Source organism: Nannocystis exedens (assembly GCF_002343915.1).
GTDB classification, from domain to species: Bacteria; Myxococcota_A; Polyangia; order Nannocystales; family Nannocystaceae; genus Nannocystis; species Nannocystis exedens.
Map to the genome: position 1 here is coordinate 8,726,654 of NZ_NETK01000001.1, position 24,623 is coordinate 8,751,276.

At 73.0% G+C, this 24,623-nt stretch carries 25 protein-coding genes; 5 read left to right on the forward strand and 20 right to left on the reverse strand.

Features of this window, described 5'->3' with window-relative positions; genetic code table 11:
* Window positions 1-91: 91 nt before the first annotated feature.
* Window positions 92-1,093 carry a hypothetical protein gene (locus tag NAEX_RS51140; RefSeq protein ID WP_096331679.1) on the forward strand — a complete coding sequence of 334 codons (1,002 nt, stop codon included), beginning with the start codon at window positions 92-94 and terminating at the stop codon, window positions 1,091-1,093.
* A gap of 296 nt (window positions 1,094-1,389) precedes the next feature.
* On the opposite strand, the gene NAEX_RS34220 is transcribed toward NAEX_RS51140, so the two are convergent.
* The 3 genes from NAEX_RS34220 to NAEX_RS51145 all read right to left on the reverse strand — a co-directional run bounded on the left by NAEX_RS34220 (window position 1,390) and on the right by NAEX_RS51145 (window position 4,989).
* Window positions 1,390-2,958 carry a carboxylesterase/lipase family protein gene (locus tag NAEX_RS34220; protein ID WP_096331680.1) on the reverse strand — a complete coding sequence of 523 codons (1,569 nt, stop codon included), beginning with the start codon at window positions 2,956-2,958 and terminating at the stop codon, window positions 1,390-1,392.
* Between the two features lie 211 nt (window positions 2,959-3,169).
* A complete protein-coding gene (locus NAEX_RS34225) occupies window positions 3,170-3,886 on the reverse strand; it encodes a LytR/AlgR family response regulator transcription factor (RefSeq protein WP_096331681.1) in 717 nt (238 codons plus the stop codon).
* Entirely contained in the window at window positions 3,883-4,989 is a 1,107-nt protein-coding gene (locus NAEX_RS51145; protein ID WP_096331682.1) for a sensor histidine kinase, read from the reverse strand. Before NAEX_RS51145 ends, NAEX_RS34225 begins: the two co-directional genes overlap by 4 nt.
* A gap of 790 nt (window positions 4,990-5,779) precedes the next feature.
* Here NAEX_RS51145 and NAEX_RS34235 point away from each other — a divergent pair.
* Window positions 5,780-6,142, forward strand: a complete 363-nt coding sequence (locus NAEX_RS34235; protein ID WP_143141035.1) for a hypothetical protein — start codon at window positions 5,780-5,782, stop codon at window positions 6,140-6,142.
* Window positions 6,143-6,145: 3 nt separating this feature from the next.
* Here the strand turns inward: NAEX_RS34235 and NAEX_RS34240 are convergent, their stop codons facing one another.
* The 5 genes from NAEX_RS34240 to NAEX_RS34260 all read right to left on the reverse strand — a co-directional run bounded on the left by NAEX_RS34240 (window position 6,146) and on the right by NAEX_RS34260 (window position 9,438).
* Window positions 6,146-6,859 carry an SDR family NAD(P)-dependent oxidoreductase gene (locus tag NAEX_RS34240; protein ID WP_170136229.1) on the reverse strand — a complete coding sequence of 238 codons (714 nt, stop codon included), beginning with the start codon at window positions 6,857-6,859 and terminating at the stop codon, window positions 6,146-6,148.
* On the reverse strand, window positions 6,856-7,368 hold the full coding sequence (locus tag NAEX_RS34245) for a 6-pyruvoyl trahydropterin synthase family protein (RefSeq protein WP_096331685.1): 513 nt from the start codon (window positions 7,366-7,368) through the stop codon (window positions 6,856-6,858). The genes NAEX_RS34240 and NAEX_RS34245 overlap by 4 nt, the downstream gene beginning before the upstream one ends.
* A gap of 8 nt (window positions 7,369-7,376) precedes the next feature.
* Complete coding sequence (gene queD / locus NAEX_RS34250) at window positions 7,377-7,760, reverse strand: 6-carboxytetrahydropterin synthase QueD (protein WP_096331686.1); 384 nt, start codon at window positions 7,758-7,760, stop codon at window positions 7,377-7,379.
* A gap of 15 nt (window positions 7,761-7,775) precedes the next feature.
* Window positions 7,776-8,330 carry a GTP cyclohydrolase I FolE gene (gene folE / locus NAEX_RS34255; RefSeq protein ID WP_096333816.1) on the reverse strand — a complete coding sequence of 185 codons (555 nt, stop codon included), beginning with the start codon at window positions 8,328-8,330 and terminating at the stop codon, window positions 7,776-7,778.
* Window positions 8,331-8,475: 145 nt separating this feature from the next.
* Entirely contained in the window at window positions 8,476-9,438 is a 963-nt protein-coding gene (locus NAEX_RS34260) for a hypothetical protein (RefSeq protein ID WP_143141034.1), read from the reverse strand.
* A 205-nt stretch (window positions 9,439-9,643) separates the two neighbouring features.
* On the opposite strand from NAEX_RS34260, the gene NAEX_RS34265 reads away from it, so the two are divergent.
* The gene (locus NAEX_RS34265) at window positions 9,644-10,693 is read left to right on the forward strand and encodes a pirin family protein (RefSeq protein ID WP_096331688.1); all 1,050 of its coding nucleotides are present in this window, start codon (window positions 9,644-9,646) and stop codon (window positions 10,691-10,693) included.
* Window positions 10,694-10,886: 193 nt separating this feature from the next.
* On the opposite strand, the gene NAEX_RS34270 is transcribed toward NAEX_RS34265, so the two are convergent.
* The 4 genes from NAEX_RS34270 to NAEX_RS34285 form a co-directional block, all read right to left on the reverse strand.
* Window positions 10,887-11,438 (reverse strand): hypothetical protein, encoded by a 552-nt coding sequence (locus NAEX_RS34270; RefSeq protein ID WP_143141033.1) that lies wholly within the window; start codon window positions 11,436-11,438, stop codon window positions 10,887-10,889.
* Window positions 11,431-11,985, reverse strand: a complete 555-nt coding sequence (locus NAEX_RS34275; protein ID WP_143141032.1) for a hypothetical protein — start codon at window positions 11,983-11,985, stop codon at window positions 11,431-11,433. The genes NAEX_RS34270 and NAEX_RS34275 overlap by 8 nt, the downstream gene beginning before the upstream one ends.
* A complete protein-coding gene (locus tag NAEX_RS34280; RefSeq protein ID WP_096331691.1) occupies window positions 11,982-12,251 on the reverse strand; it encodes a hypothetical protein in 270 nt (89 codons plus the stop codon). The genes NAEX_RS34275 and NAEX_RS34280 overlap by 4 nt, the downstream gene beginning before the upstream one ends.
* A 232-nt stretch (window positions 12,252-12,483) precedes the next feature.
* A complete protein-coding gene (locus NAEX_RS34285) occupies window positions 12,484-12,927 on the reverse strand; it encodes a GNAT family N-acetyltransferase (RefSeq protein WP_245913858.1) in 444 nt (147 codons plus the stop codon).
* A 387-nt stretch (window positions 12,928-13,314) separates the two neighbouring features.
* Here NAEX_RS34285 and NAEX_RS34290 point away from each other — a divergent pair, with 387 nt between their 5' ends.
* Complete coding sequence (locus NAEX_RS34290) at window positions 13,315-13,947, forward strand: hypothetical protein (RefSeq protein ID WP_143141031.1); 633 nt, start codon at window positions 13,315-13,317, stop codon at window positions 13,945-13,947.
* 38 nt (window positions 13,948-13,985) lie between these two features.
* Here the strand turns inward: NAEX_RS34290 and NAEX_RS34295 are convergent, their stop codons facing one another.
* The 7 genes from NAEX_RS34295 to NAEX_RS34320 all read right to left on the reverse strand — a co-directional run bounded on the left by NAEX_RS34295 (window position 13,986) and on the right by NAEX_RS34320 (window position 21,810).
* The gene (locus NAEX_RS34295; RefSeq protein WP_096331694.1) at window positions 13,986-15,014 is read right to left on the reverse strand and encodes a hypothetical protein; all 1,029 of its coding nucleotides are present in this window, start codon (window positions 15,012-15,014) and stop codon (window positions 13,986-13,988) included.
* A 2-nt stretch (window positions 15,015-15,016) separates the two neighbouring features.
* Window positions 15,017-15,583 carry a hypothetical protein gene (locus NAEX_RS34300; RefSeq protein WP_143141030.1) on the reverse strand — a complete coding sequence of 189 codons (567 nt, stop codon included), beginning with the start codon at window positions 15,581-15,583 and terminating at the stop codon, window positions 15,017-15,019.
* A 12-nt stretch (window positions 15,584-15,595) separates the two neighbouring features.
* Entirely contained in the window at window positions 15,596-16,627 is a 1,032-nt protein-coding gene (locus tag NAEX_RS34305; protein ID WP_096331696.1) for a trypsin-like serine peptidase, read from the reverse strand.
* 111 nt (window positions 16,628-16,738) lie between these two features.
* Window positions 16,739-17,278: a lectin MOA-related protein gene (locus tag NAEX_RS48730; RefSeq protein WP_143141029.1), complete on the reverse strand. Its 540-nt coding sequence runs from the start codon at window positions 17,276-17,278 to the stop codon at window positions 16,739-16,741.
* Between the two features lie 82 nt (window positions 17,279-17,360).
* Complete coding sequence (locus tag NAEX_RS34315; protein WP_170136230.1) at window positions 17,361-18,278, reverse strand: FHA domain-containing protein; 918 nt, start codon at window positions 18,276-18,278, stop codon at window positions 17,361-17,363.
* A 20-nt stretch (window positions 18,279-18,298) separates the two neighbouring features.
* A complete protein-coding gene (locus NAEX_RS54035) occupies window positions 18,299-18,433 on the reverse strand; it encodes a hypothetical protein (RefSeq protein WP_275937646.1) in 135 nt (44 codons plus the stop codon).
* Window positions 18,430-21,810, reverse strand: coding sequence for a serine/threonine-protein kinase (locus NAEX_RS34320; RefSeq protein WP_096331699.1), 3,381 nt, complete (start codon window positions 21,808-21,810; stop codon window positions 18,430-18,432). Before NAEX_RS34320 ends, NAEX_RS54035 begins: the two co-directional genes overlap by 4 nt.
* Before the next feature lie 702 nt (window positions 21,811-22,512).
* On the opposite strand from NAEX_RS34320, the gene NAEX_RS34325 reads away from it, so the two are divergent.
* Window positions 22,513-23,604 (forward strand): acyl-CoA desaturase, encoded by a 1,092-nt coding sequence (locus NAEX_RS34325; protein WP_096331700.1) that lies wholly within the window; start codon window positions 22,513-22,515, stop codon window positions 23,602-23,604.
* Window positions 23,605-23,825: 221 nt separating this feature from the next.
* On the opposite strand, the gene NAEX_RS34330 is transcribed toward NAEX_RS34325, so the two are convergent.
* Window positions 23,826-24,587, reverse strand: coding sequence for a hypothetical protein (locus tag NAEX_RS34330; RefSeq protein WP_096331701.1), 762 nt, complete (start codon window positions 24,585-24,587; stop codon window positions 23,826-23,828).
* Window positions 24,588-24,623 lie beyond the last annotated feature (36 nt).

Below are 24,623 nucleotides of genomic sequence, written 5' to 3' on the forward strand. Positions count from 1 at the left end.
GATCTTGTCCGCCGCGGGCGCGTCCTCGACCCCGCGGTGCAGCCGGTGCGGCGAGTCGATCGCCGGCCGTGAGGTTCGAGGCGCGGGCCGCATGATGGGCGCCCGCAACGAAAACTCGGTGTTGTTCTCGCTCGCCAGCTTGCGCGCGCTCGAGGCCGGCCCCGCCGCCGATGCGCCTGCGCCGCTGGCGGTGGCGAAGCGACCGGCACCCGCGCCGGAGCCGACCGACGGCTCGGGGCTCATCGACGTGCGCGCGCTCGGTGCCGTGATTCAGGCCGAGCGGCCGCAGGCGCGAGCGCCCCGCTTCAGCGAGCTGACGGCCGCGCCGCTGGTGATCCCGCCGACGCCGGTGCGTCCGCGGGCGACCACGGCGCCGCCGCCGATGCCGCTGTACCTGCTGCTCGGCGTGGTGGCGCTCGGAATGATGGGACTCGCCGGGTTCCTGGCGACGCGCGGGCCGACGCCGGCGCCGGTGATCATCGAGCGGCACATCTCGCAGGCGCCGATGGTGGTCGCGTCGGCGGCCGAGCCGGAGCCGGAGCCCGAGGCCGAGCCGGAGGCGGTCGAGCCCGCTGCGCCGGCCGTCGCGGCCGAGACCCCCGAGCCCGGGTCGAGCAAGCGCCCGCGCAAGCCGACGATCAAGCCGGTGACGCCGAGCGCCGACAAGCCCGCGCCGAGCAAGCCGGTGACGCCGGCGGCCCCGTCCGGGCCGGCGTCGGACAGCGTCGAGTGCTTGCTCTCGCCGGACAAGTGCAAGACCAAGCCGGCCGCGCCGCCCAAGGTCGAGCCGCCGTCGTCGTCTGTCCCTGGGGACAGCTTGCCCGAGAAGCTCGAGCCGGTTGACATCGCCGACGGCACCCGCGCGGCCAAGGCCGCGGCGCTGGACCGCTGCCGGGTCCACGCGCGCGGCGGCGAGAAGGTGACGATCAAGCTGTCGATCGCGGGCCCGGACGGGACGGTGCTGACTTCGGCGCCGCAGGACGACGCGGGCAACCCGGCCCTGGCGAACTGCGCGGCCGGCGAGCTGATGCGTGCTACGTTTAAAAAGGTGAGCAAGGCGCAGATCGGGGCGGTGGCGACGCTGAAATTCTGAGCGTCGCGGTCGCGGGCGGTGATCGCCGTCCGCGACCCTCCGACGCGCCGCGGTGTGTCTGCGATTCGCGCGGCGTCGGGGGGCGGCCGCGGGGCGATGATTGCCCGCGGCTGTCCACCAGGGATCGGTGCCTGCAAGTCGATCGCGAGATTATCAGCAGATCATGAGCCTGTCGATTCGCAAGAGCGCGACGGAGCCAACACCGACGAGGACGACGCGCTGCTGCAATGGGTGCCGAAATTGAATCACGCCCCTCGCCGGGCCCCCGGTCCGTCGCTCCTGGACGCGACCGCGAATCAGGGCTGCGTCGCCCAGAAGTCGAGCTTGTGCTCGTCCCGGTGATCGATCGGCCGGATTCCGCCCTCGCCGGCCGCCAGCGCCAGCACGTTCGGGCTGGCCGCCGTGAAGCGGTCCCAGGTCGGGACCTGCTCGCCGTTCGGATCGCCGGTGCGGGCGAAGTTCGCCGCGTAGTGGATCATCTGCTCCGACAGTCGCAACCGCGCCGGCGTCAAGGACGAGCCGTCGCCGAACAGGTACTCGGTGTCGTCGGCGTGCAGCGCTCCGGTGCGCAGCTCGGCGGAGAACGGGAGGTCGTGCTCGCTCGCCTCGGCGAATTCATAAAAGTACACCGGGGCGCGCTCGGCGAACGCAGAGTTCTGTTCGAAGGTCGTCCGCGCCCACATGCGGTCGGTCAAGACCTGCGCCCAGGCCACGCCCGCGGAGGGGTAGTCCGCGAGCGGGTAGGCGGCCGCGACCGCCTCGGCCTGTTCGCCGAAGGCCGTGGCGAGCAGGTCGGGGTATTGTTCGGCGGTGATCGGCGCGCCGGCGCCGTCGTGGAACAGGCCGATGAACAGGCGGTGCTCGTCGCGCGTGTGGCCGGCGAGCACCGGCATCGCGCGGAACCGGCCGGCGCGCAGCGCCTCGCCCGGGTTCTCGGGGAGGATCGCGTCGCCGGGGACGTAGGGCTGGAACATGTGCATGACCGCCGGGACCGCGAGGATCTGCGCGACCGACAGGCCGCGCAGGCACGCCAGCGCCGTCGCCGGATCGGTGCAGCCGAGCTGCTCGGCGACGTAGAGGCCGAGCGGCTCCTGCTCCTCGCGCGTGGCCCACATCAGCCACGGATCGGCAGGTACCTGCGGGCCCATGCCGCCCGGGACGACGTCCATCAGCGCCTCGCCGCTCTGCAGGATCGCGCGGTGGAACAGCCCTTCGGCGGTCGGCGACGTCATGTGAGCGGTCGTCGCCGTCGCGCCGTACGAGACGCCGAACAGCGTGACGTTGTCGGGGTCGCCGCCGAACGCCGCGGCGTTGCGCTGGACCCATTGCAGCGCGAGCTGCTGGTCCTGCAGGCCGAACGTGCCCGAGCCCTCGAGGCCGGGGTAGACGAACCCGCCGAACACGCCGAGGCGGAAGTTGATCGTCACGACCACGACTTCGCCCTCGCGGGCGAGCCGGCGGGCGTCGAACAGGTCGCCGGAGCCGATCGCGCCGTCGCCGTGGATCCACACCATCACCGGGCGCGGGGAGCCCGGCCCGCGCGGGGTCGTCACGTTGAGGTACAGACAATCCTCGGTGTCGCTGTCGATGTCGACGTACACGGTGCCGACCTGCGGGCAGCGGTTGCCCGGGCGCGTGGCGTCGCGGACCTCGGTCCAGGCGCTGGCGGGACGCGGCGCCTGCCAGCGCAGCTCGCCGACCGGCGGCTCGCCGTAGGGAATGCCCTGGAACACGCGGACCTCGTCGGTCAGCGTGCCGCGCACGCGACCGGCGTCGGTCTCGACGATCGACTCGTCGCTCGTCGAACACGCCAGCGACAGCGCCGCTGCAACTACGAACAATCGCTCCGCCGATCTCTGCAACATCGCCCGACCTCGTGTGCGGCGAAAGTTACGCGACCGGCGGCGACGCGCCGGCCCGGGTGGGACGAACGCCGGGGTCTCCGGGACGAACGCGGCCGCCCGTGGGACGGGCGCAGGTCACGCTCACGGCACGACGCCTCGGCCTCCGGGAGAAGGTCGGTGTTCTGCTCAAGGCAGGCGGTCGCGTGGGACGGGGGCGGATGCCCCGCTGCGCTCACGGCAGGCGGTCGCGGTAGCGCTGGCTGACCGGCAGCTCGACGCCGCCGGTGAGGAGCAGCCGGTACTCGCCGGCGCCGACGCTGCGCAGCTCCTTGACCGCGTCGAGCCGGACCGCGTAGGAGCGGTGGATCCGCACGAACACGCGCGGGTCGAGCTGGGCCTCGAGGGCGCTCAGGGTCGTGCGCAGCAGGTGGACCTCCGGTCCGACGTGCAGCTCGACGTAGTTGGCGCTGGCCGCCAGCCAGTCGATGCTGGCGGTGGCGACGAAGATCGTCCGCTTGCCGAGCGTGACGGCGACGCGCTCGAGGTAGGTCGGCGCGGCCTCGCCGGCGAGCGCGCGTCGGGCCGCCAGCGCCGTCCGGACGCGGTTGAGCGCGGTCGCCAGGCGGGCCTCGTCGAACGGCTTCAACAAGTAGTCGATCGCGCCGGTCTCGAAGGCGTCGACGGCGTGGTCGGCGTACGCGGTGACGAACACGATCAGCGGCGCGGGCGTCAGGTGGAGCCGCCGCGCCAGCGCGACGCCGTCGATCCCCGGCATCTCGATGTCGAGCAGGACGAGGTCGGGTCGCTCGCCGCGGATCGCCTGGAGCGCGGCGTCGGCATCCTCGGCTTCGGCCGCGACCTCGATGTCCGCGTGATCGGCGAGCAGCGCCCGCAGCCGGCTGCGCGCCAGCGGCTCGTCGTCGGCGATGATGACCCGGAGCGCCGTCATGCCGCCTGCCAGGGCTGGAAGGGGAGCCGCAGCTCGGCCGCCGTGCCGCCGCCGTCGGCCGGCGCCAGAGTGAAGCGGGCCGCCTCGCCGAACATCGCCGCCAGCCGCGCTCGCGTGGTGCCGACGCCGGTCCGCTCGCGCCGCTCCGGCGCCAGGCCGACGCCGTCGTCGTGGACGCGCAGCACCAGCGTCTCGCCCTCGCGACGGGCGCCGAGGCTGAGCCGCCCCGGACCGGGACGCGGGCCGATGCCGTGGGCGAGCGCGTTCTCGACGAGCGGTTGCAGGAGCATGCCCGGCACCCGCGCGCCGAGGACCGCGGGATCGACGTCGCGGACGACGGTCAGCCGCGGACCGAAGCGCATCGCCTGCAGCTCGAGGTAGAGGTCGACCTGCTCGAGCTCGCGGCGCAGCGGCACCTGCCCCTCCGCGCCGGCCTGCTGCGTCAGCCGCAGCAGGTCGCCGAGCCCGATGAGCATCCGCTCGGCGCGCCGCGGGTCGTCACGGACGAGCGCGGCGATCCCGTTGAGGGTGTTGAACAGGAAGTGCGGGCGCAGCTCGAGCGACAGCGCGCGCAGGTTCGCTCGCGCCAGCGAGCGCGCGAGCACCTCGCGCTCGACCCGTTCGTGGGCCCGCTGCAGCACCGCGTGGGCGAGCACCAGCACGGCGAAGCCGGCCGTCCCGCGCACGACGACCTCGCCCGGCTGCATGTGCGCCGCGATCACGCCCGGGTCCGCGCCCAGCAGCGCGACCGCCAGGCCGAGGAACGCGAGGGTCACGACCGCGTCGAGCGCGACGTAGCCGACGCCCAGCAGCACGCGGAGCAGCCCGTGTCGCGCGCGCCGCCCGGGCGTGAGCGGCAGGGCGTCGAGCACCCACCACAGCGGCCAGGCGGACGCGACGTACACCCCGGCTCCTGCCAGACCGACGGCGAACATCTGCCAGCTCTCGACGGCGAGCCCGCGGGCCTGCAGCTCCTGCACCGTCGCGTTCGTCGGGCTGTAGACCATCGCCAGCACGACGCCGACGAACACGAGCCACTGGCCGCGCGTGGTCTGGCGATACACGGAGGTGGCGGCCTCGAGAGGTTTCGCGCCGACGTGCACGACCGCAGTGTAACCCAAGGGCGACCCGCTGCGGGCTCGCGGTCGCGGTCCGAGGTCACCGGTCCGCCGATCGTCCGGGGCCCACAGTCCGATGCGCCCGAGCGCAGCGCGAACGGGGCACCAGGCTGAACCATGACGCGCGCTCGTCGTACATCCTCGCTGTCGCCTCGGCCCCGAACGGTCAGGACGCTCGGCCAGCGAGCAGTCGCGTGATCGAGCGCGCGATCGCAGGCGCGCCGTGATGGTCGGCGCTCGCAATCCCTGACGCGGGGTCGCTCGCTCGACTGGGACCTGCATTCGTGAGGTGCTTGCGATCGCGGAGTGATGGGCTCGAGCGCGACAATCGAGACGGCGGTCGTGGCGACGCTCCCGCGTCCTCGCGGGGATGGGGATCGAGCGCGAGATCAGTGCACTCGCAAGCCCGCGATGATGCAGTGAGCGCAGGAGCCGAGACGCGCAGTCGCGGCGTGAGCTCGTGTCCTCCTGCGGATGGGGTCGAGCGAGTTCCGCACCCGCAAGCCGGCGGTGATGCGTTGGCGTGCGGGGCTCGAGACGCACAGCCGCGGCGTGCGCTCGCAAGCCCGCGAGGATGGGTCCGACCGCGACCCGCGGCGGGGCGGCTCGCGATTCCCGCGACGAGGCGACCGGTCGCGGCCCTGCGACGCACGGTCGCAACCGGGCCGCGCTCCTCGCAAATCCGTCGGCGGGGCGGGCGCGCCGCCGATTGATCATAGTGCTGCGACCCGTCGTCGCGGGCGCGCCGCCGGGGTCGCTCGGTTATCCTCGCGGGGTGGAGACGCCTGCCGTTCATCTCGTGTTGTTGGCGAAGTTCGCCGGCGTGATGCTGTTCATCGCCGGCTCGGGCGCGTCGCTGCTGGCGAAGACCCGCGAGGAGCGGCGCCGGGCGACGCATCAGATCGCCTCGACGGGGCTGTTCATCGCCTGGTGCGGCGGGTTCGCCCTGGCGACGCTGTCGGCGATCCCGTTGACCGAGCTGTGGATCTTGCTCGGGCTCGGGCTGTCGCTCGCGGCCCACGTGGTGGTCGTGAGCGCGGCCGAGCGCGGAGCAGGGCGCCTCCACGTGGTCGCGTTCGCGGCGCTGATCCTCGGGATCCTCGCGGCGATGATCTTCCGCCCGGTGTTCGGCGCCTGAGCCTCAGCTCTCGCGCTGGCCGAGGTTGGCGTGGATGATCGCGCCGTTGAGCGACGGCCGCTCGAGGCAGAACGCGACGATGTCGGCGACCTCCTCGGGGGTCAGCAGGCGGCCGTACGAGATCATGCCGAGCACCTGCCGCATGACCTCGGGGCCGCGCGCGCGCAGCGGGTCGAGTAGCGGGGTGTCGACGAAGCCCGGGCACACGCACACGGCGTGGATGCCGGCGCCGAACAGGTCCTGCACGGTGGCGCGCAGCAGGCCGACCAGCGCGTGCTTGCTGGCGCAGTAGGTCAGGCGGCCGGGCACGCCCTTCTCCGACAGCGTCGAGCCGATGAAGATCACCGACGAGCCGGGCGCCATGGTCGGCAGCAGGCCGGCGGTCAGCTCGGCCGGGGTGACGACGTTGATCCGCATGGCCTGCTCGCAGGCGCGGGCGTCGAATTCGGTGACGGCGTCGGCGATCGGGAAGGCGGCGTTGTGGACCAGGTGGACGCGGGCGCGGGCGCCGAGGAGGTCGCGCACGCGGACCACCGCGTCGGCGACCGCCGCGGCGTCGCCGAGGTCGACCGCGAGGTTCTCCACCCCGTCGACGGGACATGGCCTGCGGGACAGGTTGATGACGCGCCGGCCGTCGGCGCGCGAGCGGGCCGCGATCGCCTGGCCGATGCCGGCGCTGCCGCCCGTGAGGACCACGGCGTCGGCGGCCGCGCTCACGCGCCCCTCCGCCAGCTCGCCGCGCCGAGCTGACCCGGGCCGGACGAGACCTTGACCGTGAGCGCGTGGATCGGCGCGACCGCGAGGACCTGGCCGTCGTCGACCAGGCGGGCGCACAGGTACCGCGCCAGCTCCTCGACGGTGATGTTGCGGATCGGCAGCACCTGCACCTCGCTGCGCAAGAACGGGAGCGTCCGGCCGGCGAATTCGGCGTACACGCACTCGCCGTCGTCGCGCAGCTTGAGGTGCGGCGAGCGGCCCGGCAGGAGGAACCACTCGTCGAGGCCGGCGCACAGGCCCGAGACGATGCGCTTGAACTGGCCGTAGTCGCCCATCATCCCGTTGTCGTCGGGCTCGCCGGTGATGCTGACCTGGACCGCGAAGTTGTGGCCGTGCATCCGCTCGCGCCGGTCGGCCGAGAAGATCGTGAAGTGCCCGGCCGAGAACTTCATCGCCTCCTTGTAGAGCTCGATCGTGACGAGCTCGCGTTCGCCGGTGCTCGCGGTCATCGCGGACCTCAGGTCGCCGGCCGGCGCTCGTCCTCGTCCTCGCCGCGGTAGATGCAGCCGCAGGTGCAGGTCTCGCGCACGCCGACCTCGCACAGGAGCGGCAGCGACGGCTTGAGGCGGCGCCAGATCCACCGCGCCAGCAGCTCGCTGGTCGGGTTCTCGAGGCCCTCGACCTCGTTGAGGTAGTTGTGGTCGAGGACCCGGTGCAGCGGCTCCCAGGCGACGTCGAGGTCGCCCAGGTCCATGATCCAGCCGGTGTCGGCCCCGACCGGGCCGCGCACGCGCACGTCGATCGCGTACGAGTGGCCGTGCAGCCGGCTGCACTTGTGGCCGGGCGGGACGGCGGGCAGGCGGTGCGCGGCCTCGAAGTGGTAGACGCGGAAGATCTCCATCGGCGACCCTCCGCGCTAGAACACCACTTTGTGGCGGATGAGGTTGAGGAACTCCTGGCGCGTGTTGAGGTTGTCCTGGAACACGCCGACCATCGACGAGGTCACCGTCCACGAGTTCGGCTTCTGCACCCCGCGCATGATCATGCACATGTGGCTGGCCTCGATGACGACGCCGACGCCGTGCGGCTGCAGCACCTCCTGGACGGCCTCGGCGACCTGCCGCGTCAGCCGCTCCTGGACCTGCAGGCGGCGGGCGAACATCTCGACCACGCGGGCGAGCTTCGACAGGCCGACGACCTTGCGGTCGGGGATGTAGCCGATGTGCGCGCGGCCGATGAACGGCAGCATGTGGTGCTCGCACAGGCTGAACAGGTCGATGTCGCGGACGAGCACCATCTCGTCGTGGCCGACGTCGAAGATCGCGCCGTTGAGGATGGTCTCGAGCGACTGGTCGTAGCCGCTGGTGAGGAACCGGAGCGCCTTGGCGACGCGCTCGGGCGTGCGCTCGAGGCCGTCGCGGGCCGGGTCCTCGCCGACGCCGCGCAAGAGCGTGGCGACGGCGTCCATCATCGGGGGCAGCACCGCTTCGGCGGGGGGACGGTCGTGGGGATCGGTCACCGAGGCCTCGACCCGCAGGATAACACCGCGGCGCGGCCGGCTCCAAGCCGACGTCGGCTTCGCCCCAAGCAGGTCGCGCGCGCTGCCGTCAGCGGGCTCAGCCGACCGGGGCGGGGAAGCAGGTGAACTCGATCTGGCCGTTCACGTCGCCCCAATTGAGGTTGACCTGGAGCGCCTCGACCCCGAGCGGCATCAGCACGCGATTGATGCTCGCGTAGTCGGCGGGCTGCAAATACCCCGCGAACTCCGAGCTGATGTACGCGCCGCCGCCGTGGACGGTGACGTACTCGAGCAGCGTCTGCATCTCCTCGTCGGTCGGCTGCTCGCCGCCGTCGAACTGGCCCGAGCCCTCGAGGTACATCACGATGTCGTAGTCGGCGGCGAGCTGGGCGGGGTTGCCGACGTACTGCGGCGGCAGGTGGATGCCCGACGAATCGCCGGGGTAGTTCCAATTGGCGGGACCGTCCGACGGACCCCAGCCCCACCAGAACAGCTTGGGGTTCGGGTCGGGGCTGCCGGCCAGCCACTCGCGGATCGGGCAGTCGGACTGCTCGTTGAACGGGAGGCTGCTGTCGGCGGTGGCGATGAAGCGGCCGGGGCCGGCGTTGCCCAGGGCGTAGACGATCTCGCCCTCGAGCTCGGCGGTGGCGAAGATGTTCTGGCCGAGGATCGCCAGCGTGCCCGACTGCTGCGAATCGATGGTGAGCGAGCAATCCACGCACTCGGTCATGCCGACGTCCGGCATGGCCCCGAGGTCGAACTTCGCCGCGCCGGTGGTCGTCGCCGGACCGGTGCTCGTGCTCGAGGCGTCGGTGGTGGTCGGCCCGGTCGTGCCCGCCGCGTCCGTCGTGGTGCCGGTGCCGTCGTCGCTGGTGCCGGTGGTCGCCTCGCCCGTGGTCGTGCCCGGCGGGGCCGTGGTCGGCCCGGGGACGGTGGTGATGCCGGCGCTGGCGCTGGCGAAGCCGGTGTCGCGGCCGTCGTCGCCGCAAGCCGCCAGCAACCCCAGCGCGGCTCCAGCGAGGCCGCAGAGCCGAGGACCGCGAGTCGTAAGGGAGTGCATGCGGGCACAGTACGCGCCGCCCGAGCCCGTCACAAGCGCCGCGCAGGGCGCGCGAAACCTGCGGGTGCGGGTCCGGGGCAGCACGCGCGCAGGCGCCTGCGGACGGGTGTACGGGGCGCTCCAGCGCATTGTTGCCGGAGCGGCAACATCTCGTTCCAATGTCCAGGCTTATGCTCTCGCGCCACGGCTGCATACTCGGGACGTGATGCGCGAGCAAGACCTCTCCTCCACCTCGACCCTCGACGCCGTGCTGGGCGTGATCCCGCTCGGCCAGCCGCCGTGGCCGACGCTCGATCCGTTCCTCTTCTGCGTCCACCACGACGACGCGTATCCCGCGGGCAACGAGGCGCTCGGTCCGGCGGCCTCCTTGGCCGGTCGCGACATCGGCCACGACTTCGCCGGCATCGACGGCTGGCGCATGTACCACGGCGACGTGGTGCCCGGATTCCCGGCCCACCCGCACCGCGGCTTCGAGACGGTGACGATCGTGCGCCGCGGGCTCATCGACCACAGCGATTCGCTCGGCGCGGCGGCCCGCTTCGGCGGCGGCGACGTGCAATGGCTGACGGCCGGGGCCGGCATCGTGCATTCGGAGATGTTCCCGCTGCTCGACCGCGAGGGCCCGAACCCGGCCGAGCTGTTCCAGATCTGGCTCAACCTACCCCGCGCGAACAAGCTGGCGCCGCCGCACTTCTCGATGCTGTGGCGCGAGACGATCCCGACGCACGTGGCCGTCGACGCCGAGGGGCGACGCACGGAGGTGACGGTGGTGGCCGGCCGATTCGCCGAGGCGCAGCCGCCCGCGCCGCCGCCGAACTCGTGGGCCGCGCGGCCCGACACCGACGTGGCGATCGCGACGATCAAGCTGGCGCCCGGGGCCCGCTGGACGCTGCCCGCGGCCCAGCCGGGGACGAACCGCGCGCTGTACTTCTTCCGCGGCCGTGAGCTGCGGGCGGGCGGGCGCGCGGTGCGGGTCGGTCATTGCATTCAGCTGCGTGCGGAGGCAGCGGCCGAGCTGGTGAACGGCGAGGAGGCGAGCGAATTGCTGCTGCTGCAGGGCCGCCCGATCGCCGAGCCGGTGGTCGCGTACGGTCCGTTCGTGATGAACTCTCAGGCGGAGATCCAGAAGGCGTTCAGCGACTACCAGCGGACCCGCTTCGGCGGCTGGCCGTGGCGCAGCAACGGGCCGGTGCACGCGCGCGAGGAGGGGCGGTTCGCGATCCACGCGGACGGGCGCAAGGAGCGGCCGGCGTGAGGGGGCGTGGATGAGGGCATTCGCGCCGCCGCCGGGGGTGGCGTGAATGTGGAGACCGTCGGCTCGATTCGCCGTGCGCCGTTCGCTCGCGATCGCGTGCGGTGATTCCGGGCGAAGGCGGGCGCGATCGATCGTGCTGGAGTGTCGTCCATGCGCCGGCAGCAGGAGACGGCGGGGTATCCCGCGTTCGCCGTCACTCGTGGGGCGTCGGGGGAGGGAGCGCCGGCGCTCGAAGCGACACCCGCCACACCGCGGCGAGGAAGGCCGTCAGCGCCAGCACGCACAGCGCGGCCGTGAATGCGCCCCAGACCTGACCGACCGCGAAGGCGCTCCCCAGGCCGCCCGACGCGGCGAGCGCGAGGTAGATCCGACGGGCCGATGACGGGAGCCGCTCGGCCGGGCTCGCCCGGACGTGCGGGGCGTCGGTCGCGTCTCCGAGCCGCGCCCGACGACGGAGCTCGCGCCGAATGTGCCGTTCGATCACCCCCAAGCCCAGGTACGGCGTCAGGATGTTGACGACGGTGAGCAGCGCGAAAAAGGGGAGCGGCAGCCGTAGCGCGAGGTAGAAGAGCACGGGCATCCACGGGAGCGTCACCGACAGCACGATCGGCAGGACGAGGCGCTGCCGCTCGTGGTCGTTCCAGAACCACACGGTCGGGAGGAGGCCGAGTCGCTGGGGCCGATCGAGGAGATGACGGCGCGCGGAGGGGACGTGTACCGGCTGCACCTGGAGCTCCTCAATCAAGGCAACTCACGAGCGAGCACGCGACGGCCAGGGCGCACCCGCCTGCCGCATGGACACAGCTGCCCGCGGCGGGCACGAAGCCGGCGGCGGCGGCGGTGCACGTGATCGCCGCTCCTCCGCAAGTGAACGCCTGACCGATCATGCTCTTCTTGACGCCCCACCAGCGCGGGGTCGGCACCGCGACGGTCATCGTCACGTCGAGGTCCGGCGCTCGCAGGTCGGCGAGCGCGAGCGTCAACGCGTGGGCGTCTCTCCAGGCCGACGAAGCGGTGAGGACGGGCGCGAACCGCTCGTTCACGAGGGCTGCGTCGCCGTCTGCGGCCAGGACGCCGCCCGCGAGATCGAACTCGACAAACGCCGCGACGTCGGGCGTGTCGGCCGCGAAGGTGAGCGTGCCGGTGAACGGGTCGGCGCTCCCGTCGAGGACCCATGTATGGTGAATGCTGCCGAGTCGGGGGAAGGAGCCGGCGAGCTCGAGCGCGAACCCCGAGAGTTCGCGCGTGAAGCTGACGCTGACGCTCGCGTCGTTCGCGACGAGATCGATCACCACAAGGTCATCCAGGCAGATGCAGCGGAGCTCGCTCGCGTCTCGCGTCGCCGAGAGACGGGCCCCTCGCCATGGAGGTCATAGCCGAGAGCCTCGCCGACCTCGGCCAGCCGTAGGAGGGCCGAGCCGCAGAACTCGGTCGGCAGCGCGTCGGCGAGCGGAGCGGACGCCCTGGCCGTGTCGGGGATCCCGACCAGCGACCAGGCCGCGGCGTACGCCAGGCGCGCGGGAGGGGACCAGAGAGCGCGGAGCGAAGGTTGGACCATGCCGGCAGCGTGCAAGAGGGAGCCCGGGCGGCAAGGTCGAGCGAGCGGCGGCGGCGTCGCCTCACCGCTCACCGTGCGCATGGTGCAGCGGGCTCAGCGCGGGCGGGCGAGCTGTCGGCGGGGAGGCATACCGGGGCGCTGCCCGCGAACATGGGGCGGCGGGGCGAGCGGAGGCCCAGGACCGATCGCCTGCACGCCTCGCGGGTCGCAGGGCACCGGGCTGTCGCGCCAGTCACAGCGCGAGGGCCAAATAGCGAGTGCCCGGCACCGGATTGTGGCGATAGGGCGGGACGTCCTCGAAGCCGAGCGCCTCGTACATCGCGATCGCCCGGGTCATCGAGGGCAGCGTATCGAGGTACATGCGTCGGTAGCCGAGCGCGCGCGCCTCGTCGATGACCGTGGCGACGAGGCGCTGGCCGAGGCCGAGGCCGCGCTGCCCCGGCCGCACGAACAGCCGCTTCATCTCGCAGTCCGCGGGCGTGATCGCCTGCAGGGCGACGCAGCCCTGCGGGGCCGCGTCGACGGTGCAGAGCAGGAGCCGTCCCGACGGCGGGGCGTAGGCGCCGGGCAGGCGCGCCAGCTCGTCGGCGAAGCCCTGGAAGCACAGGTCGACGTCGAGCGAGGCCTGGTACTCGAGGAACAGCGCGCGGGCCTGATCGATCTGCGCGGCGCTCATGGCATGCAGGACTTCGATCATCGCCGCTCCCCCGGGGCGCGGGCCTGGATACCACGAACGCGGCCTGATGAGTACGGCATCGCGGCGGGCCCACGTCGGAACTCGGCTTCGCGGGAGGTGAGGGGTCCGGGCTCCGTCGGGACCGGGAGCGGGTCCGAGTCAAGCCCGATCGCGCGGGCGGCTCCTTCCTGGAGGTGCGGCCGCCGGGTGATTGCGCGGCCCGAATGCGTCGTCGGCCCGATCCTCGCTCGGCTGCGAAACCGCTCGTCATCGCAGCCGCAATTGTTCACGGCAGGGCCGACACTCTTCTGATGCTGGCGAGGCGCCCGAATATCGGGGACATGCCTTTTCGGAGTAGCGACCCAATCCAGAAGAACGGTGTTCATCATGCAAGACTGGCGACATTTCATCCACATCGAGTACCTCGGCCGCGTCGCGCTCGGCGCCTTGTTCATCGTGTCCGCCTCCGCCTGTGACGGTGTGGTGGACGAGGACGGATCGAGCGAGGAGCCGGAGGCCGACGAGGCGGACGACGAGCCGCTCGCGCCCGCGGCCGAGGTCGTCGCGGACGGGGCGATCGACGAGAGCGACGGGCCCGAGGCGGAGCCGCTCCGCCCTGACGGTCCGCTCGGGCTCGCCGCCGACGACGACTCCGACAGCGCGCTCTGCCTGTGGCCCTACACGCAGAAGAAGGTCAGCAACCTCAGCACCTTCACGTACGGCAAGATCGGCGAGATCGAGCTGCAGACCGCGTGTACCCTCGCGTACGCGCGGGTCAACGTCACCCATGTCGCCACGGCCGAGGCGTGGACGGAGATCTCCGTCGAGCTGCAGGCCTGGACCGGCGTGAACTGGGTCTCGCTGTATCCGAAGACGGACTACGCCTACGACCGCTCCTCCAGCAGCACGCCCTCGGTCGAGTTCGCGGCCGGCACCTACGTGCGCGCGTGCGGCAAGCTCTACAGCGGCTTCTTCGTCGAGTCCTCGCCGTTCGTGTGCACGGACTACTACCTGCTTTAGAGGCGCGACGGGGCGGCGAAGGCCGCCGCGAGCGGCGATCACAGCAGCGTATAGCGGGGGAAGATCGCCAGGTACGCCTTGGCCTGCAGGCGGGCGCCGTCGACCACCAGCTTGACGTAGAACTGGCGGTGGACGGCGACGCGCCACGGTGCGCCCGGCAGCGACACGGTGGTGTGGCCCCACCAGTCGCCGAGCAGGGCGTGCGCCTTGGCCGGGTCGCAGGCGCCCTCGGCCGCCAGGGCGGCGAACGTCTGCCGCCAGGCCGGGAAGTCCTCGGGGCCGCGCGACACGTAGGCCTCGAGGCCGAGCGCCGGGCGCAGCGCCTCGCCGACGGCGAGCTGGACCCCGACCTGGCGGAACTCGTCGCCGATCACGGCCAGCGCCCGCTCGGCGGTCGCCAGGTCGCCGGGCCAGCCGATCCGCCGCAGCCAGGCCGGGACGTCGCGGGCCAGCAGGGCGCAGTGGACGCGCAGATCGTCGCCGCCGCGGTGCGGGGTGGCGGCGACGTGCAGCGCCCGGCCGGAGGCGGGCAGGGCGAGGACGGCGCGCCGCAGCGAATCGATGCACATGGCCGATGGGGCATGCCCCAAGAGCAAGGTCGCGCCGCGCTCGGCGGCCGCGATCAGCCGGTCCAGCGGCGGCCGCTCGGCGCCGCGGTGGGCGCGGAAGGTGTTGGCGCAGGCCGGGTCGAGGCAGAGGAACGCGAACGCGGCCGGCGGTCCGTCGCCGACGAAGTCGAACTCGAGCCACACCGACGGGCTGTCCTGGAGGACATGTTCGACCGGCCACGCGCGCACCAGCGCCGCCGGCCCGGGGCCGGACAGCGCGGGGTCGCGGGCGAGGGCGTCGAGCAGGCGCGCGCGGCCGCCGTCCCACGCCTCGCAGCAGCCGGCGAAGTCGATGCGCGGGTCGGCCTCGGCCAGCCGGCACTCGAAGCCGAGCCAGTTGAAGGCCGGCGGCAGCCGCCGCGACCACCCGGCGATCGCCTGCAGCCGGGCCGGCTCGACCAGGGCGGCGGGGAGGTGCGGCGCGACGGCGGCGAGGACCTCGTGCGGGGCGGGCGGCACGTTCAGCCCTCGCGCACCTTGAGGGTGCCGAAGTAGCGGGCGACCTTGCGGAACGGCCGCGGCGTCAGGCGGGCGACGGCGACGTCGACCTGATACTCGCCGGCCTCCTCGAAGCCGGCCAGGCAGTCGAAGGTGACCTCGTCGACCGGCGGCTTGGGCACGGGGATCGGCAGGACCGGCGCGCCGCGGACGACGGTGTGCTCCTTGCGGAAATAGACCTCGACCGTGAACGGCGGGCCGCCGGAGAACTCGTCGGGCGGGTCGACCTCGATCGTGATCGCCAGGGTGACGGGCGCGCCGGCGGCGACGATATCGGGCTTGACGCCGCGGATCGACAGGGTCGGCCCCGGCCACAAGAGGCTCGGCGGCGGGACGTCCTTGATCGCGCGGATGGCGTCGACGACCCCGACGGGCAGCAGGGTGACGATGCCCTCGGGCAGCTCGAGCAGCGCCTTGTAGTCGGCGGGCTTGACGTTGTAGTCGTCGAGCACCGCGGCGGGGTCGTTGGCGAAGCGGTCGCGGACGCCGGAGACGTCGCGGGCGAAGTCGGTGAGCAGATACAACAACACGAAATATCCTCCTTACGATTCGGGATACGGGACGTAATCGGCGAACAGGGCCGCGCGCGTACAGGTCTCGCCGGGGCACTGGTCGAGCATGCATTGATCGAGCTTGCAGCCGAGCGACGGCATCAGGTCCTCCTGGCCGGACACCAGCAGGCCGACGATCGCGTGCGTCTCGGCGTCGAAGATCGGCGAGCCGGAGTTGCCGCCGTAGGCGTCGAGGTTGGCCTTGAAGTGATCGGCGGCCGAGTTGTCGCGCACGACCGCGTTGCCGGCCAGCTTGCGCGGCAGACCGAGCGGGTGACCGGCGATGTGGACCGGCCGCAGGGCGGCGATCGGCTCGGTCGCCAGCGGGCGGATCGTGCGGCCCACGACCTCGCGGTCGAGCTCGAAGATCGCCCAGTCGGCCGGGTCGTCGTCGGCGCAGCGCACGAGCTCGGCCCGCAGCTCGTAGACCTCGTCGGCGGGGATCCGCACCCGGCCGTCCTGCACCGATTCGAGGCCGAAGGCGAAGGTGACGACGGTGCTGGCGATCTGCTGCGGGGCGATGCAGTGCGAGGCGGTCACCAGCCAGCGGCTGCGCCGGCGCCGGGGGTACCGCGCGACCAGAAAGCCCGAGCCGCGCGCGCCCGGCAAGCACGGCTCGCGGGCGAAGCGGGGGTCGCACAGGTCGAAGTGCTCGCGCAGCGGCTTCGTGCGCAGCAGGTAATGGTCGTCGACGATTTCGCCGAGCTCGGCGCGGTCGAACAGGATCGCCACGCCCTCCTCGTCGGCCCGCAGCTCCCGCAGGTAGTCGGCGGCGTTCTGCGGGTCGAGGTCGAGGTTGCCGAACACCACGCCGAGCCGCGGCGGCAGCTCCTCGGCGCGCGCGGGCACGTTGACGAGGTCGCTCGAGCCGTGCACCGAGACCATCCGCCGCAGCAGCGCCTCGGTCAGCGCCCGCGACGACACCCCGCTGAGGTCGATCGGCGGGCCGTCGCCCACAAAGCGCCGGTCCAGCTCGCGCAGCAAGGACTTGAGGTCGACGTCGCGGAGGTCGGTGGGCGGCATGGCTCTCCGCGGGCGATCCTACGCGCTGACGCCGGCGCGGCAGTTACCGCGCGATTACAGCGAATGTCGACAGAACCCCGGTCTTCGCTTGCGGCCCCCTGCGTCCGCCGCTCACACGAGGAGCAGCCGGATCCCGCCGAGGCAGCGCTCGAACGGGTAGATGTCGTCGGTCTGCGGCTCGATGAACCACACCGCCTCGTCGCTGGTGATGGCCCAGTTGACCGCGTGCGCCTCGGTCGGCCGCCAGTCGAAGCGGCCCCACGCGAGCCCGACGCACAGGCCGTAGCGCAGCTCGCCGGTGTCGTAGGCGTGGGCCGTCATCTCGCCCTTGATCGCGTAGGCGAAGTCGTCGCAGTCGTAGCGCTCGAGCATGTGCGCCTTGCGGTCGGCCTGGCTCTCGCGCAAGATGAGCGCCAGCTCGCGGCGCGACGGCAAATAATAGCTGTCGGCCCCGAAGCGCAGCAGCGCGGCCTCGGTCAGCCGCCCGGCCAGGGTGGTGCGAATCAGACGGTCGAGCCACTGCGAAGTGGCAATACGACCCGGGGAGCCCGGACGAACGACGAGAGCGGCTTCGTCTACGGATATCGCCGCTCTCGCCGCGATCCGGGTCCCCGAGAGTCGACCGCGCGCGGAAATATAGGGTGAGCTCATCGACCGCCCCCGATTCGCCGGTCAAACCTCGCACGACCCCCAGCGGGCTGTACATTACCAGGACGTTACGGCGGCCCCCGCGTCAGACCCGGACGATCTCGACCCGCGGGACCCCCAGCCGCAGCTGCCGCGTGCCCTTGCGCCGCTCGACCAGCCTGGCCGCGTCGGCCACCCCCGCCTGGCCGAGCTGCGCGCGGCTGCGATGGATGCTGATGTTGAGGTGCCCCGGCTCGATCTTCAGCATCGCCAGCAGCCGGTCCTGCTGCATCCACCCCTGCTCCGGCTCGGGCACGCCCCGCTGCTGGTCGGCCAGCCGCGCGCGCGCGAGGAGCAGCAGCGGGTAGTGATGCGCGCGCGCCTGGAGATCGATGCGCCGGTCGCCGACGAACGCGACCAGCTCGACGTACTCCTCGTTCGAGCTGTGCGAAAACCGCAGCAGGAGGTCGGCGACGGTGACGTCGGCTTCGTGCTCCTCCCAGGTGCCCGAGCCGCCGGTCGGCAGGTGGACGCGCCACATCTCGCCGCGGACCAGGACGACGGCGCGGTCGCCCACCTCCGCGAGCTCGCCGTGGCGCTCGCCGATCCAGCGGTCGGGCCCGTCGGGGTACAGCAGCAGCTCGGGCGGGTCGTCGTCGGGCAGCGCCAGCAGGCCGGCCTCGGCGACGCGGATCCGTCCGCTGTCGAGGTGGACCGCCATCGGCCGCGGCGGGGCGTCGTCGACGAACTCGAACGCGCCCGACTGGCGGCCGAAGCGGATCTGGTGGCCGCGCCGCAGCGGCACGCGCTCGCCGAAAGCCAGCTTGTGCTCGCCGACGGTGGTGCCGTTGCGGCTGCCCAGGTCCTGCAGCTCCCACACCGCGCCGGTCCATTGCAGGACGGCGTGCTGGCTCGAGACGTCGCGGGCCGCGAGGATCAGGTCGCACGCGCGCGAGCGGCCGACCAGGCAGCGGGCGGGGAGGAGCTCCTTCCGCCCCGTATCGAGCCCCAGAAGCGCGCCCACGGGCGGCGATGCTATCGCAGTCACGGCAGGAACACCCGTTGCCAGCGATCGGGGTCGGAAACACCCAGCTCCCGGAGGGCCCGCTCGGCCGGGGCGCGCCGCGTCTCGTCGGCGCCGGCCCGGCGATGTTCGATCGACCACGCGGCGAGGGTCATGCCCGCGGCCCGAAATCCGGCCGCGGCGGCCGCGAGCTCGGCGTCGGCGCCCTCGCGCGAGGGCGCGGCGCGGGCCCGGATCCACCGCGCGTGCAGGGCCGCGTCGGGGCGCGACTCGCAGCCGAGGCGACGCGCCGTTCGCAGCGCGCCGGCGCGATCGCCTCGCGCGAGGGCGCAGCGGGCCCGCAAGAGCAGCGCGTCGATCCGCGAGATCGGGTTGCGCAAGAGGCCGGCCCCGACGATGCTGCTCCACCGCTCGCGCAGCCGGGCCTCGGCGCGGTGGACCTCGCCGTCGTAGAGGTCGCAGCAGACCTCGACGCGCAGGGCGTAGAGTGCTGCAGGGTGTAGTTGCGCCGCGTCCAGCGGCGCACGCTGTCGCGGGCGTAGTGGCGGGCGGCCGCGAGGTCGCCGGCGGCGACGCGGGCCTGGGCGAAGAACTGGCTGAACACGACCAGGCCGTAGAGGTCGCCGCGGGCCTCGGCGTCGCGCAGGTGCTCGCCGGCGCGGCGCTCGACGTCGACGAAGCGGCCGAGCTGGTCGAGGGCGGTGAGCTCGAAGCAGGCCCCGAGCACGCGCTCCCAGGTCATGCCGGCGCGCGGGGCCGACAGCGCGTCGAGGCCCTCGGCGGTGCGGGCGACGCACTCGCGCCAGTCGCCGGTGATCATCGCGTCGGCGGCCGAGCACACGTAGGTGAGGCCGAGCAGCTGCGGGTCGTCGCGGGCCTCGGCGATCTCGCGGGCCCGCTGGACGAAGCGGGCGCCGACCTCGGCGCGGCCGATCAGGCGGTGGAAGGCGCCGAGCACCGCCAGCCCGCGGCCGACCCGGCGCGGCTCGCCGGCCTGCAGCGCGGCCAGCACGGCCCGCACCGCGAACAGCATGCCGTCGGCCGGCATGGTGTTGGTGAGGCCCATGCCGACCGACCAGCACAGATCGACGCGCCGCAATTGCGCCGCGGTCGGGGCGGCCTCGCCGCGGACCTCGATGCCGCGCAGCCGCAGCCGCACGTACGCCCACAGCAAGGCGAGCACGGCCAGGAGCGGCGAGCGCGGCCACCACACGCCCTCGGCGCGCAGCATCGGCCGGAGCAGGTCGAGCCCGCGGTCGATGTATCCGGCGGCCATCCACGCGTCGGCGGCCTGGCGGAGGACCTCGGGGCGGCTGTCCTCGGGGACATGTTCGGCGCTGGCCAGGAACGCCTCGGCCCCGGCGGCGCAGCGGCCGGCGCGGACCAGCACCTGGCCCTGGCGGCGGCGCAGGTCGGCGGCGCGCGAGCGGTCGAGCGCGGCGATCCAGCCGGCGGCGTCGCCGAGCAGCGCGCCCGCGCGTTCGAACGCCAGCGCCTGCTCGGCCTCGGCGGCGGCCTCCTCGGCGGCGCCGCAGGCCAGCCCGAGCTCGCCGGCGCCGTACCAGTGGCGGGCCCGCAGCTCGGGGGTGCCGCAGCGCTCGCGCTCGAGCGCGTCGGCGATGGCCCCGTGCAGCTGGACCCGCAGCGCCGGCGCCAGCCCGCCGACCACGCCCTCGCCGATCCGGTCGTGCGTCGGCTCGACGATGTCCCACCGCCGCGTGCCCTGCATGCGGATCAGCGACAGCGCCCGCAAGGCCCCGAGCGCGGCCCCGGGGCTCTTCACCCGCGCGGCCTGCAGCAGCACCCCCTGCGGCAGCGGCTGGCCGGACAGCGCCACCGCGGCCAGGAGCCGCGCGGCCTCCTCGGGCAGGCCCTGCGTGCGCCGCCGGACCCACTCGGCGATCGCCGGGGCGGGGCCCGCGTGCGCGTCGCGGGCCAGCGCCTCGATCAAGAACGGGTTGCCACCTGACTCTCGGACCAGGTCGGCGATCCGCCCCTCGGCCCGCCCGCCGAGGTGGTGGCGCAGCAGCGCCTCGCAGGCGGCGGGGGCGAGCGCGGCGACGGCGACGGGGCGCTCGGCGATCGCCTGGCCGCGGGCGCCGGCGCGGGCGTGGAGCTCGCGCAGGCACGCGCTGTCGGCCTCGCGGTCGCTGCGGCAGGTGGCGACGATCGTCAGCACCAGGCCGTCGGCGCGCGGCAGCAGCAGGTCGAGCATCAGCCCGGCCGTGTCGGCGCCGGCGTGGTGCAGGTCGTCGACGAACAGGACGACCGGGCGCCCCTCGGCCGCGGCGGCGAGCAGGGCCCGCACGGCGGCGAACGCCGCGCTGCGATCGCCGCCGTCGTCACCCGGCTGCGGGTCGCGCAACAGCGCCGACAGCACCGGGAACGCGGTCGCGGCGGCCACCACGTCGTCCTCGCGCCAGCGGCCCGCGGCCTTGAGCCGGCGCATCAGCGCGTCGATCGCCGCGTCGAAGCCGCCGTAGGGCACCGACTCGCATTCGTAGCAGCGCCCGGCGAGCACCCACGCCGCCCCGGCGCGCTCGAGCGATTCGAGGACCTCGCGCACCAGGCGGGTCTTGCCCACGCCCGAGGCCCCGCTGACGCGCACGAAGCCGGGGACGCCGGCGACGGTCGTCGCGATCGCGGCGAACAGCGCCCGGCGCTCGTCGTCGCGCCCGAACAGCGGCACCGGGGCCAGCGCGTCGTCGACCGGGGCGGCGACGCCGAGGCGGGCGACGATCGCGGCCCCGTCGGGCCTGTCCTTCGGGTCAGGTGCGAGCAGGGCCGCGCACAGGGCGTCGAGGTCGGGCGGGACGGCGGGGACGCAGGCCGAAGGCCGGCGGCGGGCGCCGGGGAGCTCGCCGGTGAGCAGCCGGAACAGGATCACGCCGACGGCGAACCAGTCGCTGGCGGGCGAGGGCGCGGCGCCCTCGGCCAGCTCGGGGGCGATGTAGCCGGGGGTGCCGGCGAGGCCGCGGCGGGCCGGGGTCGCGCCGGCGGCGGCGCTCTGGGCCAGGCCGAAGTCGAGGATGACGACGCGGCCGCCGGGCTCGACGAGCACGTTGGCCGGCTTGAGGTCGCGGTGGACCACGCCGGCGGCGTGCAGCGCCCGCACGCCGGCGGCGAGCTGGGCCAGGACCGGGCGCAGGCGCGACGGCTCGGCCTCCACGGCGTCGGTGAGGCGGACGCCGGCGACGTACTCCATCGCGAGGAACCACGTCCCGTCGGCCACCACCAGCGCCTCGTGGCGGACCAGGTTGTCGTGGCGGATGCCCGCGAGGGTGCGAAACTCCTGCTTGAGCCGGAACAGCCGCCACGGGTCGAGCCGGCTCAGCGTCTTGATCGCCACCCGATCGCCGAGCTCGTCGTCGATCGCCTCGTAGACCAGGCCCATGCCGCCGGCCCCGAGGTAGCGCACCAAACGGTACGGACCGATGCATTCGCCCGGGCCCGGCGGTGGGTCCTGCGGTCCGTCGAAGGACCCGTCCGCGGTCGTCTCGGTGGTCTCGGACGAGTCCGACGGCAGGTCCATGTTCGCAAGGTTTTACCGAATTCGAATCATTGATGCGAGCCGCGCTCCGCGATCGCGGAGCATCTTTTCCGGCGAAACGCAGTTCAGGTGCTGATGTGGGTGGAGCAGGGACTGTCGCAGATGTTCAGAGGCCCGGCGGACGCGACCGAGCGGAGCCGTGGGCCCCGGCCGGCCGCGCGGTCGACGGCCTCGTCCTGGCCGAGGCGCCGCGACCTGCGGCGAACCCGAGGGCCGCGGCGCGCGGGCGATCGTCGGCGCCGGCGACTCCGATGATTCGTCGCGACCGCGACGACGAATCGCGCCGGCCCTGATCGCTCGCCCGCGCCCCCGGGAGGGCGTGCATTCGCAGGTCGATGCATTGCGTCCTGCGCCGCGGCGAATGTTCATACAGGTCCCGGTCGGCGAGCGCGGGGGTCCGGGGCGACGTCGCGGCGCGTGCTCTTGCGGCCACGCCCGCCCCGAGCGGCGCGCGCGCCCCCCGGCGAGGAGATCTGTCATAATACGGTCATTGCCCGTCGTCGCGCGCGCCGGCGCGCGCCGGCGCTGCAGCGGCGACGGACGCGACCGTGGCGATCGGTCGCCGCGGATCGATCCGAACCGTTTGCCGGCCCTCGGCGCGTGCGTGGGCGAGCCGATGCGCGCTCGTAAGCTCACGCTTCTTCGCTTCCGTTGGCGCGCCGGGCGGGGTACCTGTGTTCTTGCATGGATCTCGAAGAATTCGCGGCGCTTCGGGCCGAGTTCGCTGTTCGAGGGTGGCACCGCAAGGCCACCGGCGCGGTCATCGCCGAGCTCTTGTTCAGCTTCGCCGTCTGCATCACTGGCTACGTGATGTTCTTGGCGTGCGAATCGCAGCTGTGGGCGTGGCTGGGCATGGCGATCTCGACCTACGGCATGCTGGGGGTCGTCACCAACACGCATACGTCGACGCACAACGGCACGAGCGACAAGAAGTGGGTCAACGACCTGCTGTCGTACCTCGGCTACCCGCTGTTCGCCAACCTGTCCCTCTCGTACTGGCGCAACGCGCATATCACGATTCACCACGCGGCGCCGAACGTGATGGGGATCGACGACGATCACGACTTCATGCCGTGGTTCGTGACCACCGAGGCGGAGATGAAGAAGGCGAGCGGGCCGGCGCGGTTCTACTACCGCCACGTCCAGAAGTACTTCTTCCCGGTGATCCTCTGGATCCACGTGTTCCTGCGCCAGAAGTCGAGCTGGGTCTACCTGACGAAGGCGCTGCTCGACCCGGCGCGGCGGCGGCGGGCCCACTGGTACGACCTGCTGGCGATGTCGCTCTACTGGGTGGCGTGGGTCGGGGTGCCGAGCCTGTTCGTCCCGTTCTCCGACGCGCTGCTGGCGTCGATGGTGCGGATCGCGTTCCTCGGCTACCCGCTGTTCGCGGTGCTGGCCCCGGCCCACTACCCGCACGAGGCCGGGTGCGTCCGCCGCGGCGAGTGGCCCAAGGACTTTCTGGCGCTGCAGACCTGCACGACGATCAACTTCCGCACGGGGCTGCTCGGCGGGTTCGTGTGCTCGGGCCTGCAGTACCAGATCGAGCACCACCTGTTCCCCAACTATTCGCACGTGTACTACAAGCGGATGAGCCCGCACGTGCGCGCCTTCTGCGAGCGCATGGGTTATCCCTACCGGACGATGGGCTGGGGCGAGGCGCTGTTGAAGATCTTCGCCATCTTCGCCCGCCCGAAGCCGGTCGCGCCCGACCTCGAGACGCTGCACGACGAGCTCCAGGGCCGCGCGCCCGCGACCGCCGAGGAGTCGGCCGCGTAGGCGCGGCGACGAATCACGAGATCGAGGACCTCGCGGCCGGTGAGCGGCGCGGCGGGGGGGACGAATCACGAGCTCGCGGACTGCTCGCGGCCGTCGAGCCGGCCGCGCAGGCGGTCGGGCGAATCACGTGATCGCAAACCGCCGGGGCCGGCGAGCCGGCGCAGGCGGTCGGGTGAATCACACGATCGAGGGCCGGCGGGCCGCGTCGGCGGCCCGGCGAATCACATGAGCGAGGACTGGCAGGCGCCGAGCTCCTTCATGTCCTTGGCATTGAGGGCGCACTCGACCTCGGCCCGCGTGCCCTGCTCGGCGCACGCCTCGAGGATGTCGCCGCGCACCTCCTCGAGGATCTCCTCGACCGCCTTCGCCTGGTCGCCGGCGTCGGCCATCGCCAGCTTCTCGAAGTGCGTGAACAGCTTGGTGCAGGTCTCGGCCTCGATGCCGCTGCCGCGCTTCTTGACGTGCAGCTCGCGCTCGGCCTCCTTCTCGGCGTCCTCGCAGCGCAGCAGCGCCTCGAGCGTCTGCGCCTCGGTGACGCACTGCGCGACCTCGGCGAAGATCTCCGGGCCGACGTGGACCCGCTGGTGCTCGAGCGCGTGGATGCAGTCGACCTTCGGCGGGGCCTTGTCGGCCAGCAGCTTGGCCATGTGCGCGCACAGGGCCTCGTTGGTCGGCCCCTTCTCGGCGTGGTGCGACAGCTCGGCGAGGTGCTCCTTGAGCGCGGGGCTGGTCACCGCCTCGGAGGTCTCGAGCGTCGAGGCCGCGCGCGCCAGCACGCCCGACTTGTCGTGGCTTACGTCGAGGTGCAGCGCCGCGGGCTCGGCGTCGGCGGTCTTGGTCTCCGGCGCCTTGACCTCGGGCGCCTTGACCTCGGGCGCCTTGGGCGCCTCGGCCTTCTTTTCGCCGCCGGGGGCCGCCTTGCCGGCGTCCGCGCCGCAGGCGAGGGCGAGGGAGATGCTGACGAGAATGGCTGCAGTGCGCATCGCCGGCACGCTACCGCGAGCGCGCTCGCGATGAAC